The organism is Vibrio sp. zbq_1 (genome assembly GCF_043102935.1).
GTDB classification, from domain to species: Bacteria; Pseudomonadota; Gammaproteobacteria; order Enterobacterales; family Vibrionaceae; genus Vibrio; species Vibrio parahaemolyticus.
In genome coordinates this window covers 557,747-573,575 of the sequence record NZ_JBICJH010000015.1, presented here as the reverse complement: position 1 = coordinate 573,575, position 15,829 = coordinate 557,747, and the positions used below count along the sequence as shown (strand labels likewise).

Here is a 15,829-nt window from a genome sequence, read left to right as displayed (position 1 = left end):
AATTGGATTATCATCAACGAGTGCCCACACAGATTGATAGGTTTATATTGTTAAAGAGCTTGCTCTGCGAGAAGTTTTCTCTCAAAGCGGAGGCGTATTCTAATGAACTAATTCTTAGTGTCAAACACTTTTTAAAATTAATTTTTAGGAGCTTTTTCGCCTTATTGCCAACTGCTTTTGCGTTTCCGCTTTGCCCTGACAACGGAGGCGCATTATAGGGAGATGAGTTTTCTTGGCAACCCCTTTTTAGAAAAAAATTCAAAAAAAAGCGTCGAGTGATGAAATCTCATTCAAACGCTCATTTTTAGCACTCAGTTGTTAAGTTCAAGTAGCAAATAAGCAATCAGTATGTGTCTATCCACCCCTCTTCAAAGCTTGCAATATCAAGGTGCAGTGATTTGTCGACTTCGATTTGATCTATTGCCTCTAGTTCTTTATTTACACTACTCATCGTCAATGTGTTGTTGTCTAGCTCAAACACTTGGCGTTGCGTGGTGTAATAGAACTTAAGCGTAGTGAGCGCTTTTACATCGTCATTGCTCGCGGCTGCTTTAATGCTTTTTAGTTTACGAAAGATTTTGTTGTGCAGTTGCTTGAGTTTCCAAACGTACAGCACTTCTTCCATGTATGGTCGAGTTTTAATTTGATTCAATAAAGAGAGGGAAGTTGCAACTGCGAGAACGACACCAATCAAATTCCAATGGAAATTGCCCGTTGATTGTTCTGGTACGACTTCAGTGTTGCCAAACAAAATAATCAACAAGGTACTAAAGGCAAGAGAGGAGATGGCGAGCAACGCAACAAAACCGCCAATCACAAGGTTTACTTTCTTTTTATAAATGTCTTTATTTATCTGTTTGATTTCCATATACCGCTCCTAACAGGGTTGCCTCCTATTCTAACGAGCACACCCAGCTCCACAATCGAAGCTTTGTAAGTAAGTTCACATTTACTATTAAACTCGCATCCGTTCCCTGCTTGGGTATATACTTCCGCGCATTCACTCTTTCTATTCTATATAGAGGCTAAATTCATGCGCTCTTTTGTTTTACGAGCTCGCGCGGCGCCAACCACCAGCAAAGCACTATTAGAAGGTGTTGGTAACGAGGCACATACCGAGATCCTTGCTCATACCATGATGAACACCATGTTCGTGGCACAATCTCACCGTGAAGATGTGGTTGTCCACTTGGTATTAGAGAGCACGAAGGATTACTCGCGCACGATTACCATTCGTTCAAACGACATTACCAATATTGGTGGTTTTCACGAGTCAACGTTGATCTCTGCCGTTGCCCGTGCGTTGGACACATCTGTTGGTATGGGTAAAGAGCAGCTTCGTGAAGTTGAGCCGGGTATTACGGTTCGTACAGTGAGCTTCGAACGCTTGGTTCAAGAACTGGCGGAAGACCACCAACTTTATATGTTGGACAAGAAAGGCGAATTTGTTCGTGATGCAGAAATTGGTGAAAACCCATGCTTCTTGCTAACCGACCACATTCCGATGCCGAAGAAGTCGTTCAACAGCTTGAAGCGCCTAGGTACTGAGAAAATCAGCCTTGGACCTAAGATGCTGTTTGCTTCTCAGTGTGTAGTATTGATCCACAACGAACTGGATATCCGCGAATTCTAGTTATTCGCGTACACGTTGCTAGATGATGAAAGAGGACTCGATTGAGTCCTCTTTTTTGTTTCTGACTTTCTATGCCGCGCTTATTTACCGCCAATACTCAATCGAGCAAAACGCACATCTGGCGCGAAGAAAGTGCGGCTGTCATTAATAAGCTGCGTATCACCCACAGCTTCTACTTCTTGCAGCATCTTATAGAAGTTACCTGCAACTGTAATTCCGCGCACAGGTTGAACACGCTGACCATCACGGCACAAGAAACCACTCGCACCAAATGAGAAATCACCACTGACAGCATCTGCACCAGAGTGAACCCCTTGCAGTTCCACTAATTCTAGGTATTCACCTGCTTTGACTTCTGACGCACTGCTGTTGCCTGTCGCAATCACTTTATGATTTGCCGATACGTCTAGGCTCGATTTCGCACTGCGAGATGCACTTGCCGTCGACACTGCACCTAAATAACTCGCTGTTTGGCTATTGTGCAATAGCGTATTCAGTTGGCCATTGGCGATCAACACATTGTCTTGAGTGGCAAAACCTTCACTATCAAACCCTGCGATAGCCATACCATTTGGCATGTATGCCGCATCGGTAAAGGTGAGAAGTTCACTTGCTACGCTTTGACCAAGCTTGTCACCCAGTGGCGAGATGCCTTTCATCGCACTCACACCAGAAAACGCACTGCCAAATGCACCAAACAGGCTGCTTAGCGCATTGATGTGGAAGATGGCTGGATAGTTACCTGTCGCAACTGGTGCGCCATCAAGGAGGTCGCGAGCAAGGTTGTAACCGCCTTCAATGCAGTAAGTTGGATTCAACTCATCAAAACGGCGACCTAACGACATTCTACCTGCCATCGACTGTTTGCCATCTTTTTCAAATAAGGTATACGCGTAACAAGTGAAAGAGCGCTCGAAATGTTGACATAACGTACCTTGAGTATTCGCGATGATGAGCTGAGTTTCGCCGTCACTATAACCATTGTATGGTGAGCTTGAAGCGTGAGGCTGAGCCACAACATCTTGTTCAAGCGCGAGGGACAGTTCAATTTTCTCATCGACCGATGTGGTATCGTCTTGCGCAATTTCTGCAATATCAGTGGTGATTTTGCTGTTTACGCAGCTGATAGTTTGATGTTCATCTTGCTTAGAAAAACGAGCACTTTGCAGCGCGTTTATGAGCATCAAATCTAAACTTGGTTGCTCTAGTGATTCAGAATAACTGGTCGCGACACGGGCATCTTTAATGACTCGAACACCCAGCACTTGGCTTGAGCTGACTTTGTACTCATCCAGCTTGCCTTGGTTTGCTTTCAGCGAAAAGCTGCTGTTACGGTTCACAATCACATCCGCTTCCGCACCTTGGCGTTTGGCTTCTGACAGGACGTAATCAACCGCGTTAAGAAGTTGTTGTTCTTGGCTCATTAGTTACCGCCTCCTACCAGAATATTGTCCACTTTAAGGGTTGGTTGGCCGACTGTTGTAGGTACTGAGCCACTCACTGAACCACACATACCTGGAGCAAGTGCCATGTCCTTACCGACCATACTGATTTCTTTCAATACTTTAGGACCAGTGCTGATCAGTGTCGCCGCTTTCAAAGGCTTGGTAATTTTGCCATTTTCAATCAAATACGCTTCACGAACAGCGAAGTTAAATTCGCCCGTCCCAGGTTGAACGGAGCCACCACCCATCTTCTTGGCGTAAATACCGCGTTCGATTCCCGCAAGCATATCATCGAGTGAATGCTCGCCTTCTTCGATAAAGGTATTGCGCATGCGTGAGGTTGGTGCGAACTTGTAGTTCTGACGACGACCAGAGCCTGTTGGCTCGTAACCTGTCTTCATGCCGCCCATTTTGTCGACCATAAAGCTAGTTAGCTTACCGTCTTTGATCAGTTGGGTACGCTGCGTTGGCAAACCTTCGTCATCAACGTGGATTGAGCCCCACTCATTGGTCATCGTGCCGTCATCTACTGCGTTCACTGCGGTATGAGCGATCATCTCACCCATTTTGTCGTGGAATACCGACGCCTTCTTCGCAACCGAAGTGGTTTCTAGCAGGTGGCCACACGCTTCGTGGAAGATAACGCCGCCAAAGCCGTTACCAATTACCACAGGCATTTCACCCGATGGACAAGCATCCGCGCCCAATTTCACTAACGCTTGTTGAGCGATAGTTTGACCCAGCTCTTTCGCATCGATCTGTTCGCTAAACTCCCAACCGGCAAGTGCCCCCGGGCCTTCCATGCCAGAAGATTGCTCATTGCCTTTCTGGGCAACTGTGTTACCCGCAACACGAATGTAGTGACGCGTATCGTCTACATGCAAACCTTCTGAGTTGAAGATAGACACTTGCTGCTCGCGCTGAAGCACACTACCAATGAACTGGCTGATGTATTCACTTTCTGCACGCGCAGCTTGGTCAACTTTCAATAGAAATGCGATTTTTGAATCTAGGTTAGCATCCTTACTTAGCGGCATGCTGCAACCATGTTGGATTGGGTAGCGGTTCAAATTCAAAGAACCCGCTGACGCGATTTGCTCACGCTTGTCTTTCGCTGCAAGCAGTGATGTCACGCGTTTTAGTTCGGTTTCGTCCGTGCTGTTGGTGTAACCGTAAAGCACTTTGTGACCGAAGAAGAGGCGAATACCGATACCAAAATCGATACCTGAATTTACATTATCCACCTCACCAGATGCGATCTGGACGGTGTTGGTTTGGTGATGTTCAACGAATAGCTCAGCGAAATCAGCTCCTAAAAAGAGAGCATGATCGATCACTGACTTCGCTGTTACAGAATTAAGCATGAAGTCTCCTTGCTCGATGATCGTCTTAGCCTTCCTAAATAACTTCCGATAAATTCCGTAAAGTTAAATTGGCAACGCGTTAAATTTTAACAGTTTTTTAACCTTGTTTTATGCTAATCCTTGCCAAAAGAGACCACGATTCTTTATTTAATATTCCAGTTTCTGCTCTTTCATCAGAGCGTTGCACTGGAAAATTCCGCGCAACAAAGTATTAAGAAGCTTACTCTATCACTCACTTCGCATAATTGAATACTCAATAATAATTACTCTCAAAAAACGTATCTCTTGAGTAAGCGTCCTGTTATCATCCGAGCGAAATAGTCGGGGGGCCACGTGATAAGCGTTGGCTGAGATCGAAATTCGAGACCCGTTGAACCTGATTCAGTTAGCACTGACGTAGGGAACTATGCGCGCTTTGCCTTTCGCCGCCTCTCTTTGGCGAGTGAAACGATCGAACAATCGATCTGCCCACAGCGGTCAAAGTCAGTTCCTATACGTCTTGTAATAGGAGCGACCATGACGCAGCAATCACAGCCTTATTCACATCAGACGCCAGCCTTACCTACCCCTATCGTATTGACCATCGCAGGCTCCGACAGTGGCGGCGGCGCAGGTATTCAAGCAGACATCAAAGCAATGTCGGCAACAGGCAGTTTTGCATGCTCGGTCATTACCGCCATCACTTCGCAAAACACGCAAGGCGTTTCTGCCATTTTCCCTATCCCACTTGATCACGTTGAAAGCCAACTCGATGCGGTGTTTACCGATCTCAATATTGTGGCGGTAAAAGTCGGCATGCTGGCGGATTCGAACATCATCAAAGTGGTGGCAAGCAAAATAAGACAGTACCAACCCAAGCATCTTGTGATTGATCCCGTCATGGTCGCCACCAGCGGCGATTTGCTACTTGAGCAATCAGCAATCAGCACATTAAAACAAGAACTAATTCCTCTGGCAGACATCATCACTCCTAACCTGCCAGAGGGTGCCGCACTGACAGGTAAGCCTGTACCTCAATCTGAGGCAGAAATGAGTGACATGATTGACGACCTTCGTGCGCTTGGTGCCAAAGCCATTCTGCTCAAAGGCGGTCACCTTGAAGAAGATGAAAACAGCAACGATCTGCTGATCATGCAAAACAGTGCCGAGTTAATCAGCGCCAAGCGTTTCCCAACCCAAAACACCCACGGTACGGGCTGTACACTGTCTTCCGCTATTGCGTCTTACCTTGGTCAAGGCAACAACCTGCACAAAGCCGTGCATTTAGGAAAACAGTACATCAGCCAAGCCATCGCTCATGCGGATGAATTGGAAGTGGGGAAAGGTCACGGACCAGTACATCACTTCTTTGCGGGTCATACCTATGTTCGCTAACGCGATTGGCATTCAGCTTTCCGACGCCAGTTTGCAATACAAAGACAGCCAAACACCGACTTTAGCGAAAGTGAACATGGTCATTCCTATCGGTCAATGGACGGTATTACTCGGGCGAAGTGGCTGCGGAAAAACCACGATATTGCGTTACTTAGCTGGCCTACTGGATAACCAAGTTGACTGGCATGGCGAACTCATCACAAGCGATGGCGCCGCACTGCATGACCGTGTCGCTTACATGGCTCAGCAGGATTTATTGCTACCGTGGCTTAACGTGCTGGATAACGTCTGTCTTAGCTCGCGCTTTTCTCACGCCTACTCAAATTCAGCGGATGAGAAACAACGCGCTCTCAACTTGTTAGAGCTCGTTGGGTTGGCAGATTACGCTTACGCCAAACCCGCTCAAATCTCCGGAGGTATGCGACAGCGCGTAGCCCTTGCTCGTACTCTGATGCAAGACAAACCTTTGGTTTTGATGGATGAACCTTTCTCGGCATTGGACGCCGTGACACGCCACAGATTGCAAACTCTCTCTGCCGAGCTACTAAAGGACAAAACCGTTGTCTTGATTACGCACGATCCACAAGAAGCAGTGCGATTGGCACACCAACTCTATGTGTTGCAAGGCACGCCTGCTCAAGCACAGCACCTTGATGTACCTGATTCGCCACCACCTCGCCTACTTGATGGAGAGTGCGCAGTTCTACAGCAAGCGATTTTGGATCAGTTGGAGAAAGACTATGAGTGATATGACTCAGTACAACTCCGTTTCGGCGCATATTAATAAAAAGGAACGCGTGACTCATCCGGCGTTGCGTCTGCTGATCAGCGCAGCCGTGATCTTAGGTTTGTGGCAACTCATTGTAGTGGTGTTTGACATGCCAAGCTTCATCTTGCCTTCGCCAATTGAAGTATTGAATAGATTAGTGACTCGATACGACGTGCTACTCAAACACACTTGGGTAACAGCACAAGAGATCCTACTTGGCTTGGCGCTTGGATTATCGATGGGTTTGCTATTCGCTTTGCAAATGCTGATGTTCGAGCCGCTCAAACGCTGGCTATTGCCGATTCTTATCGCTAGCCAAGCGATTCCTGTGTTTGCTATCGCGCCAGTGCTCATGCTTTGGCTGGGTTACGGCATTGCATCGAAAGTAGTAATGGCGGCGATCATCATCTTTTTCCCCGTCACGACATGTTGCTACGACGGTTTACGCAATACACCAACTGGTTACCTCGATCTTGCCAAAACCATGGGCGCATCGAAATGGCAATTACTGCGCCATATTCAACTACCTGCCGCCCTGCCAACGTTAGCGTCTGGTATTCGTGTTGCCGTGGTTATTGCGCCGATTGGTGCCGTGGTAGGTGAATGGGTCGGCTCAAGTGAGGGCTTGGGCTATCTGATGCTGCAAGCCAACGCTCGCATGATCATCGATGAGATGTTCGCTGCCCTATTCATCCTCGCCGCGCTGTCTATCGCACTCTATTTCACTACTGACAAATTACTGAAAAAAGCCATTCCCTGGGAAAACAAATAGGGAAAGAAAAAGGAAGAACCCCGTGAATAAAAACAAACTCATGAGCGCTGCCGCTCTGCTCGCTTCAATGGTTTCAACTAACGTACTTGCTGCCGAAAAAGAGCTTACTTTAATGCTGGATTGGTTCGTTAACCCGAACCATGGCCCTATCGTGATCGCACAAGAGCGCGGCTACTTTAAACAGCAAGGTTTGAAGGTCAATATCCAAGAACCCGCCGACCCAAGCACACCACCCAAACTAGTTGCGGCTGGCAAAGTCGATATGGCGATTTCATACCAGCCGAGCTTAACCATCGACGTAGCGGCTGGCTTACCGTTGATTCGCTCAGCAACGCTTATCGCAACGCCACTTAACACGTTGATGGTGTTGGATAACGGTAAGAACGACAACCTTGGCGACCTTAAAGGCAAGAAGATCGGTATTGCGATCGCAGGTAACGAAGAGGCGACAATCGGCACCATGCTTGCACAGGAGAGCGTGAAGTTTTCTGACGTGCAAATCATCAACGTCGGCTGGGCACTCTCTTCCTCTCTCGCATCCGGCAAAGTGGACGCCATTTGGGGCGGCCTGCGCAACTTCGAAACCAACCAACTTGCGCTAGAAGGCTACAAAGCCAAAGCCTTCTTCCCAGAAGAACACGGCGTACCAGCGTATGACGAACTGGTGTTTGTGGCGAATGCAAAAACCTACGACAAAGCGGCTATTAAAGCGTTCAACAAAGCGCTGGAGCAAGCGACCACTTACATCGTCAACCACCCTAAAGAGTCTTGGAAAGAGTTTGTCGCTTACTCACCAGACACGCTAAACAACGAGCTCAACCAACGCGCTTGGAATGACACGTTAACTCGTTTCGCGCTTCGCCCATCAGCAGTCGACCTAAAACGCTATGACGATTACGCCGAGTTCATGTACTCACAAAAAATCATCGAAACGCTACCAAAAGCGAAAGATTACGTACCGAGCTTTGACTAATTACGAGGCAGTCTCATTATGAAATACCAAGATTTGATCGACGCTTGCCGCCAAGATTGGCAAGAATACACCGAGCATGCCTTCGTGCAGCAATTAGCCAAAGGCACACTGGCTCAACCTTGTTTTCTGCATTACTTGAAACAAGATTTCTTATTCCTAAAACAGTACGCGCGAGCTTATGCGCTGGCAATCTACAAAGCACGTACGTTAGACGACATGCGCCGCGCACTACCAAGTGTACATGCGCTTTTAGATTCAGAGATTGCCCACCATGTGACCTACTGCGGTCAGTGGGGATTGACGGAATCTGATCTCGAAAACGAGCCGGAAGATTTTGGTACGGTGGCTTACACGCGCTACGTACTGGATGCGGGAATGACGGGCGACTTAGTTGACTTGTATGCCGCGCTCGCCCCTTGCTCCATCGGCTACGCCGTCATTGGTAAAATGCTGATTGAAGATGAAAACACGGTATTCGAAGGCAATCCTTATGCAAGTTGGATTAACTTGTACGGCGGTGAAGAGTTCCAATCAGGCGTGGCAAGTGGGGCCGAACACTTTAACCAGTTGCTGGCTGAAATCGACATCCACAGCCAGCGCGGTCAAAACCTGATTCAGGTCTTCAAAACTGCAACGCGTATGGAAGTGGCGTTTTGGCAACAAGGTCTAAACGCACAATAAGGTTAATTGGAGAATCTCATGTTAATAGAACAAATCACTCAAGCATTAACCGCAGTGCGTCAGCAAAAGCCTTTAGTCGTGAACATTACCAACTACGTGGTGATGAACAACACGGCGAACGCTTTGTTGGCTATCGGTGCTTCGCCAATCATGGCGCATTCAAAGCAAGAAATGGCAGAAATGATGTCGTTTGCTGGCGCTTTGGTGATCAACATCGGCACCCTAGACAGCGTTTGGACGCCGCGCATGAGCTATGCCGTCGAGCAAGCCAATTCGAACGGTAAAATTGTTGTGCTCGACCCTGTCGGTTGCGGTGCAAGTTCACTGCGCACCGAAACCTCGCGCGAAATCGCCCGCCTTGCAAACAAGTTAATCATTCGTGGTAATGCTTCCGAAATCATTGCTCTCGCTGGTGAGCAAGCACAAAGCAAAGGTGTAGATGCACTCGACAGTAGTGATGCAGCCCTTGGGGCGGCTCACTTCTTAGTTGAAGAATACGGAGCGAGCGTGGTGATCTCCGGCGAAACTGACTACATAGTGACAAAAGAGCAAACCATACAGCTGAATAATGGTCACGAGATGATGCCATACGTAACGGGCATGGGCTGCACACTAACGGCACTGACTGGCGCTTTCGCAGCAATCGGTGACGAAACGGGCCTTGCTGCGGCAGCGGTGCTTGGCGTTGTGGGTGAAATTGCGGCTGAGCAAGCGCGAGGGCCAGGTAGCTTGCAAATGCATCTTTTGGATGAGCTTTACCAACTGGATGAAGAAACACTGGCAACACGCCTTAAATTACAAGTGAGATAAATCGCTTCTCAATGCTTTAAACGCCTCTCACTCCAACGAAAGTGGGAGGCGAAAGGAAACACAATGAACGCCTATCGTTTGTATTTGGTCACCGACGACCAACAAGATTTATCCACTCTCAAACACGTTGTAAGAAAGGCGGTAGAAGGTGGGGTCACCATGGTACAGGTGCGCGAAAAACATGGTGACGTTCGTGCATTTATTGAACGAGCTCAAGCCGTGAAGACGATCCTTGAAGGCACTGGCGTCCCGTTAATCATCAATGATCGTGTTGATGTTGCCCTTGCCGTCGATGCCGATGGTGTTCACCTCGGGCAGTCAGACATGCCAGCAGAGATCGCTCGTCAATTGATTGGCCCAAACAAGATTCTCGGCTTATCGATTGAGACTGAAGATCAACTGGCAGAGGCGGATTCTCTGCCCATTGATTACATCGGCTTGAGTGCCATCTTCGCTACGCCGACCAAAACCAACACCAAAAAACACTGGGGTATTGGAGGTTTGAAGATGGCGTTGAACACCACGTCCTTACCAATCGTCGCTATTGGTGGCATCAACGAAACCAACATTCCTGCCCTGAGTGCGACAGGTGTACATGGTTTGGCTTTGGTTTCTGCCATTTGTCATGCAGAAAACCCAACCAAAGCAGCAGAATACTTACTTTCTCTGATGGATTAAGACCCCAGCGCTTAAGGATGAGCGCCTTTACCTTCCGGATAAATGTCATCAATTCATCACTCAACCTTCATTCTCTCGTCAAATTGACAAAGCGTTGATAAGTTTTTCACGCCAGATAACGTAAGATAAGTCCCTTATTTTCACGTGGTTGAATAACCCTCAATAAAAACAAAACGCTCTCAATGAAAACCAAAAAATATGGATTGATGATGCTCGCCTTGTTTGTTCTTGGCATCATCCCAATGTCGCTGTTTGGCTCTTATCACGATCTCACCTCACAGGTGCCTGAAAGTCTGGGTATTACTTTTACTTTGCTCACAGATTCTGCTGGCAGCAAAGGCTTTTTAATTACGTTAACACTGCTACTGCTTTCTTTATTTCGCTTTAAACCAAGTCGCATTGAGTGGATGCAAAAGCTCTCAATGTTAGGGCTGTTACTTGTGATTGGCTTTGCCAGCAAAACGGGGCTAAAACTGATGACAGAAAGCCCACGCCCGTACACGGAATTGCTCGCAGCAGAACAATTGATTGAAACACCAGAAACGTTTTATCAGTTGGATACAAAGCAACAAGCCAACGTAATTAACCAGATTTCTGAACAAGTCAGTGATTGGCGGACGCGCCATTGGCAAGGCGAGAAAGACTATTCTTTCCCGTCGGGCCATACGATTTTCGTTTCGATTTGTTTGGCTTTCTTTGGTGGGTTGTTCTTACAGAACAAGTGCTATATCTCTGCACTGTCATTATGGATGTGGGGAATGAGTGTCGCATATAGCCGCTTATGGCTGGGCATGCATCGCCCTGAAGATTTAATAGGCTCGGTCTTGTTTGTCGCGATTGTATTTACTTTAATCCCGACATTTCAAATTAAGAAACAGATGCCGTTTGTTTCTCTTGCTTCACGCTAATGTGAACGATTACTAGAAAAAAAGAAGCCAGCGATTCGCTGGCTTCTTGCTTTCAAGCGCTACTTTTTTCTAGCCATTTTTTGGTGGTTCAAACGCTGTTAGTTCTAATTCTGGGCCAGTGTATTTTTCAATACGAACCAGTGCCGAGTTCGCCGCACAGCCGTTTGCAAGTCGAGAGGTCGGAATATCCAACGTTAACACGTTACAACCGCCGTTCTTACAAATGCCGGTTTTCGGATCCAAATCCGGCCAACCGCCTTCATGAATACATACTGAACCTTGCTTGATTCGGTCAGTCACTTCCGCGCCAACCAATACTTGACCACGGTCGTTAAACGCACGAACTAGATCGCCCGTTTTAATACCACGCGCTTTCGCATCTTCAGGGTGAATCCAAATAGGTTCACGGTTTGCAATTGCGTACTCTTCGCGAATCTTCGCGTAGTTAAATTGGCTGTGTAGACGATGCGCTGCGTGCGCGGTCATTAGCTGCAACTCGCCATCTTTTGCATTGCCGGTGTACTCGGTTGGTGCCATCCACGTTGGATGTGGAGGACAGTCTTCCAACTGGTAACCTTCAATGGTTTTCGAGAAGATTTCAATCTTACCACTTGGCGTACCTAGCGGGTTCATGATCGGGTCTTCACGGAAATCCGCGTAACGAACAAACTGGGCGTTCTTCTCGTTCCACTTCATCTCGATCAGTTGGTTATCTTCCCAGAACTTGCTGAAGTTCGGCATTGCAATGCGAGAACCACGGCCACCTTGTTGCGCCGCCTTGTAGAAGCCGTACAACCATTCCATTTCAGTTTTGCCTTCGGTGTACACATCACGGCCACCCGGTGCTAACATCTCTGCCATGTCCGCGAATACATCGAAGTCATTACGCGCTTCACCTTGCGGCTCAACCACTTGCTTCATTGGCACCAAGTGTTGGTTACTGTAGTCACCCGTCATCGTTAAGTCGTTACGCTCGAACGATGTGGTGATTGGCAGAACGATGTCCGCATGCTTCGCAGCCGCCGTCCAGTAAGGCTCTGAAATCACGATCAGCTCAGGCTTTTGCCACGCTTTAATCAAGCGGTTGGTGTCTTGGTGGTGAGTAAAGTTTGCACCGCCAGCCCACCAAATCATCTTAATGTTCGGGAACGTCAGTTCATGACCGTTGTGATGGTAGGATTGACCTGGGTTTTCCAACGCCTCGACAATACGCGCCACAGGGAAGCTTTGCACCGCGCCAGACACTGCCCAGTCGTTACCCGCAGAAGAGCCACCACCCAGTGATGCCGAAATCGCAGGAAGTACGCCAGCATCACGAGCAGGGTTACCACCGTTTGAGTAGTGATAAGAGAAACCAAAACCACCGCCCGGTAAACCGATTTGACCCAACATCGTTGCCAGTGTAACCAGCATCCAGTGACGCTGCTCACCGTATTGTTGGCGCTGCATGCCCCAACCCGCCATCAGCATGGTGCGGTTTTTACTGAAGATGTCAGCCAATAGCTCAAGTTGCTTCGCAGGTACGCCACAGATTTGTGATGCCCATTCTGCTGATTTTTCTACGCCGTCTTCTTCGCCCATCAGGTACGCTTCAAACTTATCGTAACCTGCGGTGTATTTATCGAGGAAGGCTTTATCGTGCTTACCTTGTTTCACTAAGGTGTGTGCGATACCCATCATCATTGCCACGTCGGTCATTGGGTGAGGAGCAATCCACTCCGCATTCTCGCCAAAGAATTCAATGGTTTCAGAACGAATAGGGTCAATCGCAATAACCGTCTTGCCTGATTTTTTCAATTGATGGAAGAATTCAAGACCAGCACAGTCTGTTGAGCTCCACGCGATTTTTAGAGTGTTGATTGGGTTTAAGCCCCAAAGCACAACCACATCGCTGTGCTCTAATACCACTGGGTACGTGGTTTGTTGCTCGTACACTTCGATAGAGCCCACAACGTGCGGCATGATGATCTGTGCAGCGCCCGTTGAGTAGTCACCCAAGTGGCCTGAATAGCCACCCGCCATGCTCATGTAACGTTGCAGCAAGGTTTGTGCTTTGTGCAGCACGCCACTTGAACGCCAGCCGTAAGAGCCTGCAAATACAGAAGCCGGGCCATATTCGTTACGAATGCGCATGTGCTGTTCGTGGATCAGCTTGTAAGCCTCATCCCAAGACACGCGTACAAATTCATCGCTGCCACGAACGCCTTCGGGAGCCGATGGGTTTGCCAAGTAGCCTTTACGTACCATTGGGTACTTAACACGCGCTTTAGTGTGCACTTGGTCAGGACCGGTGCTTTGTAGGCTATTTGGTACCGTTTGAGGCAGAGCATTGGTGGTCGAAACCAACTTACCATCTTGTACTTCACACAACATTGGGCCCATGCGGCCCGCCGTTAGAATGCCTTTGCCGCGAGCATTAGAAGACGCAACAGACATAGGTGAAAATGAAGTGAATGCCATTGCACCAGCCGCCATACCAGTGCCTTTTAGAAATCCGCGACGGGTCATATTAGTCATAATCTTATCCTTCTATTTATCGTTAGTGACCAACCACATCTTTCGCGTGGTGCTGGAAGAACTTGGTTAGAATTTCTAGGTTCTCGGCTGAAATATCAGTTCGATCACCCATACTTTTCGCTACCGGTCCCCATGCATTCACTGTGAAGTGATTTGAAGGAATTTTCGCGTGACAAGTGGCACAGTAAACGTTGTCCAACTCTTCTGCGTATGACCATACTGGATCAAGCGTGTCTACAACTGGAGAATCAATAGCACCTGTTAGAGAAACCGAGCGCCATTCGTTGCCGTAAACATCCGCCTCAAATTCACCAGCTTCAAGCGCTTGTTGGCCTTGCTCTGTTAGCGTAGCTACGATGGCACGTTGACCTTCTCCCATGTAAAGCACTTGTTCTGCGCCTTTCATTTGGAATGCATTCAACTTAACAGTGCGGTTGTCGCCTTCCGCGCTCATCACTTCCAGTTTTGTTGTTGGATTGATGGTACCCATTTCACCCATATTAATCGTCGTTACTGGGTAAACTACCTTCGCGTTAGCAGCTGTCTTCGTCGTGAAGCTCATCAGCGTTTCGAATGCTTTGCTGTCTAGCTCTGCTTCTGGTGCAAAGTGAGCCACACCTTTGTGACAATCGATACACGTTTGATCGTTCGCTTTCGCGTATTCGTGCATCTTCGCCGCATCGCGTGATTGCTCAAACTCTTCCATTGCATCGAAATCATGACACGAACGACACGTCGCTGAATCATTTTCACGGAACTGAGCCCATACAGTTTCAGCCATATCTTTACGATGTGCTTCGTATTTCTCTGGCGTGTCGATCTTGCCTGTCACAAATTCGTGGTAAATGTCTTTCGACGCACGAATTTTGGTGATCAGGTAATCCATTGGTTCTTGAGGAATATGACAGTCAGAACATTCCGCGCGAATGCCCTTTGCATTACTGAAGTGAACTGAGCCTTGATACTCTTTATAAGGGATTTCCATAGAGTGGCATGAGACACAAAACTCAGTGTCAGACGTGTAGTGCATCACCGCTGCACTGCCGCCCAAAGTTAACCAACCCACACCAACGCCAGCAGCAACTAGCAATGCAATATATCGTTTTTTTATTGACATAATTCGCAACACTTCCAAATAAAATGTAATTATAGGTCGCAAATTACTACTTTGTGGGTAGATAACTCTTGATCCACATCATTACCGTGTTGCTCTCTGCGTCTCAAGAATGAAATTTCGTTATTTAGCTCCCATGAATTCATATCTAACGCAAATTTTTTGCACAATTCGACATTCACAACATAAATCACTTTTCTAAATTGAACGGTTTGATCAATAAGCTAAGAGAATGAGAGACTGGCAATTCAACTCGATGCATTAAGGATGTGCATGTCGACTCTCATATCTACACCCAGAACCAAAATGAGCCCGATCAGAGCAGAAGATTGGGCGCTATTTCAGCGTTTACATATCGAGCCGAGTGTCATCGCTCTCTGCTTCGATAAACCTGACGAGCGAGTGTTACGCGACAAGTTTGAATCTCGTTTAGCGAGCTGGACACCAGAGTGTGACCATTGGTTGTGCTTGACCATTTTCGATGCAAATACTCAACAACCTATTGGGATCACGGGTTTTGTACTAGAGGAAGACAAAGCCGAAGTGGGCTATTTGCTGCTGCCCGAGTTTCATGGCCAGCAATTCGGCACAGAAACACTTAATGCTTTGCTGCACTGGGCAGAAACCACGCACGATATCCTCCGCTTTTCAGCCACAGTGACCGAAGGAAATGTCGCATCAGAGCGCGTGCTCACAAAATGCGGCTTCGAACTCTCTCAAGTCATTCCAGACGCATACCAAATCGGAGGCAAACACTACGCCGATAAAATCTACTCGCGACAAAAATAAGG

Annotated in this window: 15 protein-coding genes, 1 pseudogene and 1 riboswitch; of the genes and pseudogenes, 11 read left to right on the top strand and 5 right to left on the bottom strand. The window is 47.6% G+C overall.

Annotated elements, in window-relative coordinates:
• Window positions 1-218, top strand: a pseudogene (locus ACF8CV_RS10555) (hypothetical protein); the annotation flags it as partial.
• Window positions 219-343: 125 nt separating this feature from the next.
• On the opposite strand, the gene ACF8CV_RS10550 reads toward ACF8CV_RS10555, so the two are convergent.
• A complete protein-coding gene (locus ACF8CV_RS10550) occupies window positions 344-868 on the bottom strand; it encodes a DUF3087 domain-containing protein (protein ID WP_031851417.1) in 525 nt (174 codons plus the stop codon).
• A gap of 165 nt (window positions 869-1,033) precedes the next feature.
• On the opposite strand from ACF8CV_RS10550, the gene trmY reads away from it, so the two are divergent.
• A complete protein-coding gene (gene trmY / locus ACF8CV_RS10545) occupies window positions 1,034-1,633 on the top strand; it encodes a tRNA (pseudouridine(54)-N(1))-methyltransferase TrmY (RefSeq protein WP_023623060.1) in 600 nt (199 codons plus the stop codon).
• An 80-nt stretch (window positions 1,634-1,713) separates the two neighbouring features.
• Here trmY and ACF8CV_RS10540 read toward each other — a convergent pair whose 3' ends face one another.
• The gene (locus ACF8CV_RS10540) at window positions 1,714-3,057 is read right to left on the bottom strand and encodes a TldD/PmbA family protein (RefSeq protein ID WP_138938189.1); all 1,344 of its coding nucleotides are present in this window, start codon (window positions 3,055-3,057) and stop codon (window positions 1,714-1,716) included.
• Window positions 3,057-4,442: a TldD/PmbA family protein gene (locus tag ACF8CV_RS10535; protein WP_025501218.1), complete on the bottom strand. Its 1,386-nt coding sequence runs from the start codon at window positions 4,440-4,442 to the stop codon at window positions 3,057-3,059. The genes ACF8CV_RS10540 and ACF8CV_RS10535 overlap by 1 nt, the downstream gene beginning before the upstream one ends.
• Window positions 4,443-4,754: 312 nt before the next feature.
• Window positions 4,755-4,862, top strand: a riboswitch (TPP riboswitch).
• Window positions 4,863-4,958: 96 nt separating this feature from the next.
• Between ACF8CV_RS10535 and thiD the strand changes: the two genes are divergently transcribed.
• The 8 genes from thiD to ACF8CV_RS10495 all read left to right on the top strand — a co-directional run bounded on the left by thiD (window position 4,959) and on the right by ACF8CV_RS10495 (window position 11,407).
• Window positions 4,959-5,816, top strand: coding sequence for a bifunctional hydroxymethylpyrimidine kinase/phosphomethylpyrimidine kinase (gene thiD, locus ACF8CV_RS10530; RefSeq protein ID WP_155007048.1), 858 nt, complete (start codon window positions 4,959-4,961; stop codon window positions 5,814-5,816).
• Window positions 5,806-6,564, top strand: a complete 759-nt coding sequence (locus ACF8CV_RS10525; protein ID WP_021484383.1) for an ABC transporter ATP-binding protein — start codon at window positions 5,806-5,808, stop codon at window positions 6,562-6,564. The genes thiD and ACF8CV_RS10525 overlap by 11 nt, the downstream gene beginning before the upstream one ends.
• Window positions 6,557-7,357, top strand: coding sequence for an ABC transporter permease (locus tag ACF8CV_RS10520; protein ID WP_069543946.1), 801 nt, complete (start codon window positions 6,557-6,559; stop codon window positions 7,355-7,357). Before ACF8CV_RS10525 ends, ACF8CV_RS10520 begins: the two co-directional genes overlap by 8 nt.
• Window positions 7,358-7,379: 22 nt before the next feature.
• Window positions 7,380-8,330, top strand: a complete 951-nt coding sequence (locus ACF8CV_RS10515; protein WP_025525480.1) for an ABC transporter substrate-binding protein — start codon at window positions 7,380-7,382, stop codon at window positions 8,328-8,330.
• A gap of 18 nt (window positions 8,331-8,348) precedes the next feature.
• Window positions 8,349-9,011, top strand: coding sequence for a thiaminase II (gene tenA / locus ACF8CV_RS10510; protein ID WP_006740999.1), 663 nt, complete (start codon window positions 8,349-8,351; stop codon window positions 9,009-9,011).
• 18 nt (window positions 9,012-9,029) lie between these two features.
• On the top strand, window positions 9,030-9,821 hold the full coding sequence (gene thiM / locus ACF8CV_RS10505) for a hydroxyethylthiazole kinase (protein ID WP_025635258.1): 792 nt from the start codon (window positions 9,030-9,032) through the stop codon (window positions 9,819-9,821).
• Between the two features lie 63 nt (window positions 9,822-9,884).
• Window positions 9,885-10,499: a thiamine phosphate synthase gene (thiE, locus tag ACF8CV_RS10500; RefSeq protein WP_021821247.1), complete on the top strand. Its 615-nt coding sequence runs from the start codon at window positions 9,885-9,887 to the stop codon at window positions 10,497-10,499.
• Window positions 10,500-10,681: 182 nt separating this feature from the next.
• On the top strand, window positions 10,682-11,407 hold the full coding sequence (locus tag ACF8CV_RS10495) for a phosphatase PAP2 family protein (protein WP_138938187.1): 726 nt from the start codon (window positions 10,682-10,684) through the stop codon (window positions 11,405-11,407).
• 69 nt (window positions 11,408-11,476) lie between these two features.
• Here the strand turns inward: ACF8CV_RS10495 and ACF8CV_RS10490 are convergent, their stop codons facing one another.
• Window positions 11,477-13,924: a trimethylamine-N-oxide reductase 2 gene (locus tag ACF8CV_RS10490; protein ID WP_025604436.1), complete on the bottom strand. Its 2,448-nt coding sequence runs from the start codon at window positions 13,922-13,924 to the stop codon at window positions 11,477-11,479.
• Between the two features lie 22 nt (window positions 13,925-13,946).
• A complete protein-coding gene (locus ACF8CV_RS10485; protein ID WP_015312793.1) occupies window positions 13,947-15,041 on the bottom strand; it encodes a NapC/NirT family cytochrome c in 1,095 nt (364 codons plus the stop codon).
• A gap of 270 nt (window positions 15,042-15,311) precedes the next feature.
• Between ACF8CV_RS10485 and ACF8CV_RS10480 the strand changes: the two genes are divergently transcribed.
• Window positions 15,312-15,827: a GNAT family N-acetyltransferase gene (locus tag ACF8CV_RS10480; protein ID WP_025524971.1), complete on the top strand. Its 516-nt coding sequence runs from the start codon at window positions 15,312-15,314 to the stop codon at window positions 15,825-15,827.
• The last annotated feature ends 2 nt before the right edge of the window (window positions 15,828-15,829 follow it).

Coding starts and splice junctions, on each gene's coding strand:
- tenA (WP_006740999.1), top strand. CDS start 8,349: ATGAAATACCAAGATTTGATCGACGCTTGCCGCCAAGATTGGCAAGAA.
- ACF8CV_RS10535 (WP_025501218.1), bottom strand. CDS start 4,442: ATGCTTAATTCTGTAACAGCGAAGTCAGTGATCGATCATGCTCTCTTT.
- ACF8CV_RS10495 (WP_138938187.1), top strand. CDS start 10,682: ATGAAAACCAAAAAATATGGATTGATGATGCTCGCCTTGTTTGTTCTT.
- ACF8CV_RS10490 (WP_025604436.1), bottom strand. CDS start 13,924: ATGACTAATATGACCCGTCGCGGATTTCTAAAAGGCACTGGTATGGCG.
- ACF8CV_RS10520 (WP_069543946.1), top strand. CDS start 6,557: ATGAGTGATATGACTCAGTACAACTCCGTTTCGGCGCATATTAATAAA.
- ACF8CV_RS10480 (WP_025524971.1), top strand. CDS start 15,312: ATGTCGACTCTCATATCTACACCCAGAACCAAAATGAGCCCGATCAGA.
- thiE (WP_021821247.1), top strand. CDS start 9,885: ATGAACGCCTATCGTTTGTATTTGGTCACCGACGACCAACAAGATTTA.
- ACF8CV_RS10525 (WP_021484383.1), top strand. CDS start 5,806: ATGTTCGCTAACGCGATTGGCATTCAGCTTTCCGACGCCAGTTTGCAA.
- thiD (WP_155007048.1), top strand. CDS start 4,959: ATGACGCAGCAATCACAGCCTTATTCACATCAGACGCCAGCCTTACCT.
- ACF8CV_RS10540 (WP_138938189.1), bottom strand. CDS start 3,057: ATGAGCCAAGAACAACAACTTCTTAACGCGGTTGATTACGTCCTGTCA.
- trmY (WP_023623060.1), top strand. CDS start 1,034: ATGCGCTCTTTTGTTTTACGAGCTCGCGCGGCGCCAACCACCAGCAAA.
- thiM (WP_025635258.1), top strand. CDS start 9,030: ATGTTAATAGAACAAATCACTCAAGCATTAACCGCAGTGCGTCAGCAA.
- ACF8CV_RS10550 (WP_031851417.1), bottom strand. CDS start 868: ATGGAAATCAAACAGATAAATAAAGACATTTATAAAAAGAAAGTAAAC.
- ACF8CV_RS10485 (WP_015312793.1), bottom strand. CDS start 15,041: ATGTCAATAAAAAAACGATATATTGCATTGCTAGTTGCTGCTGGCGTT.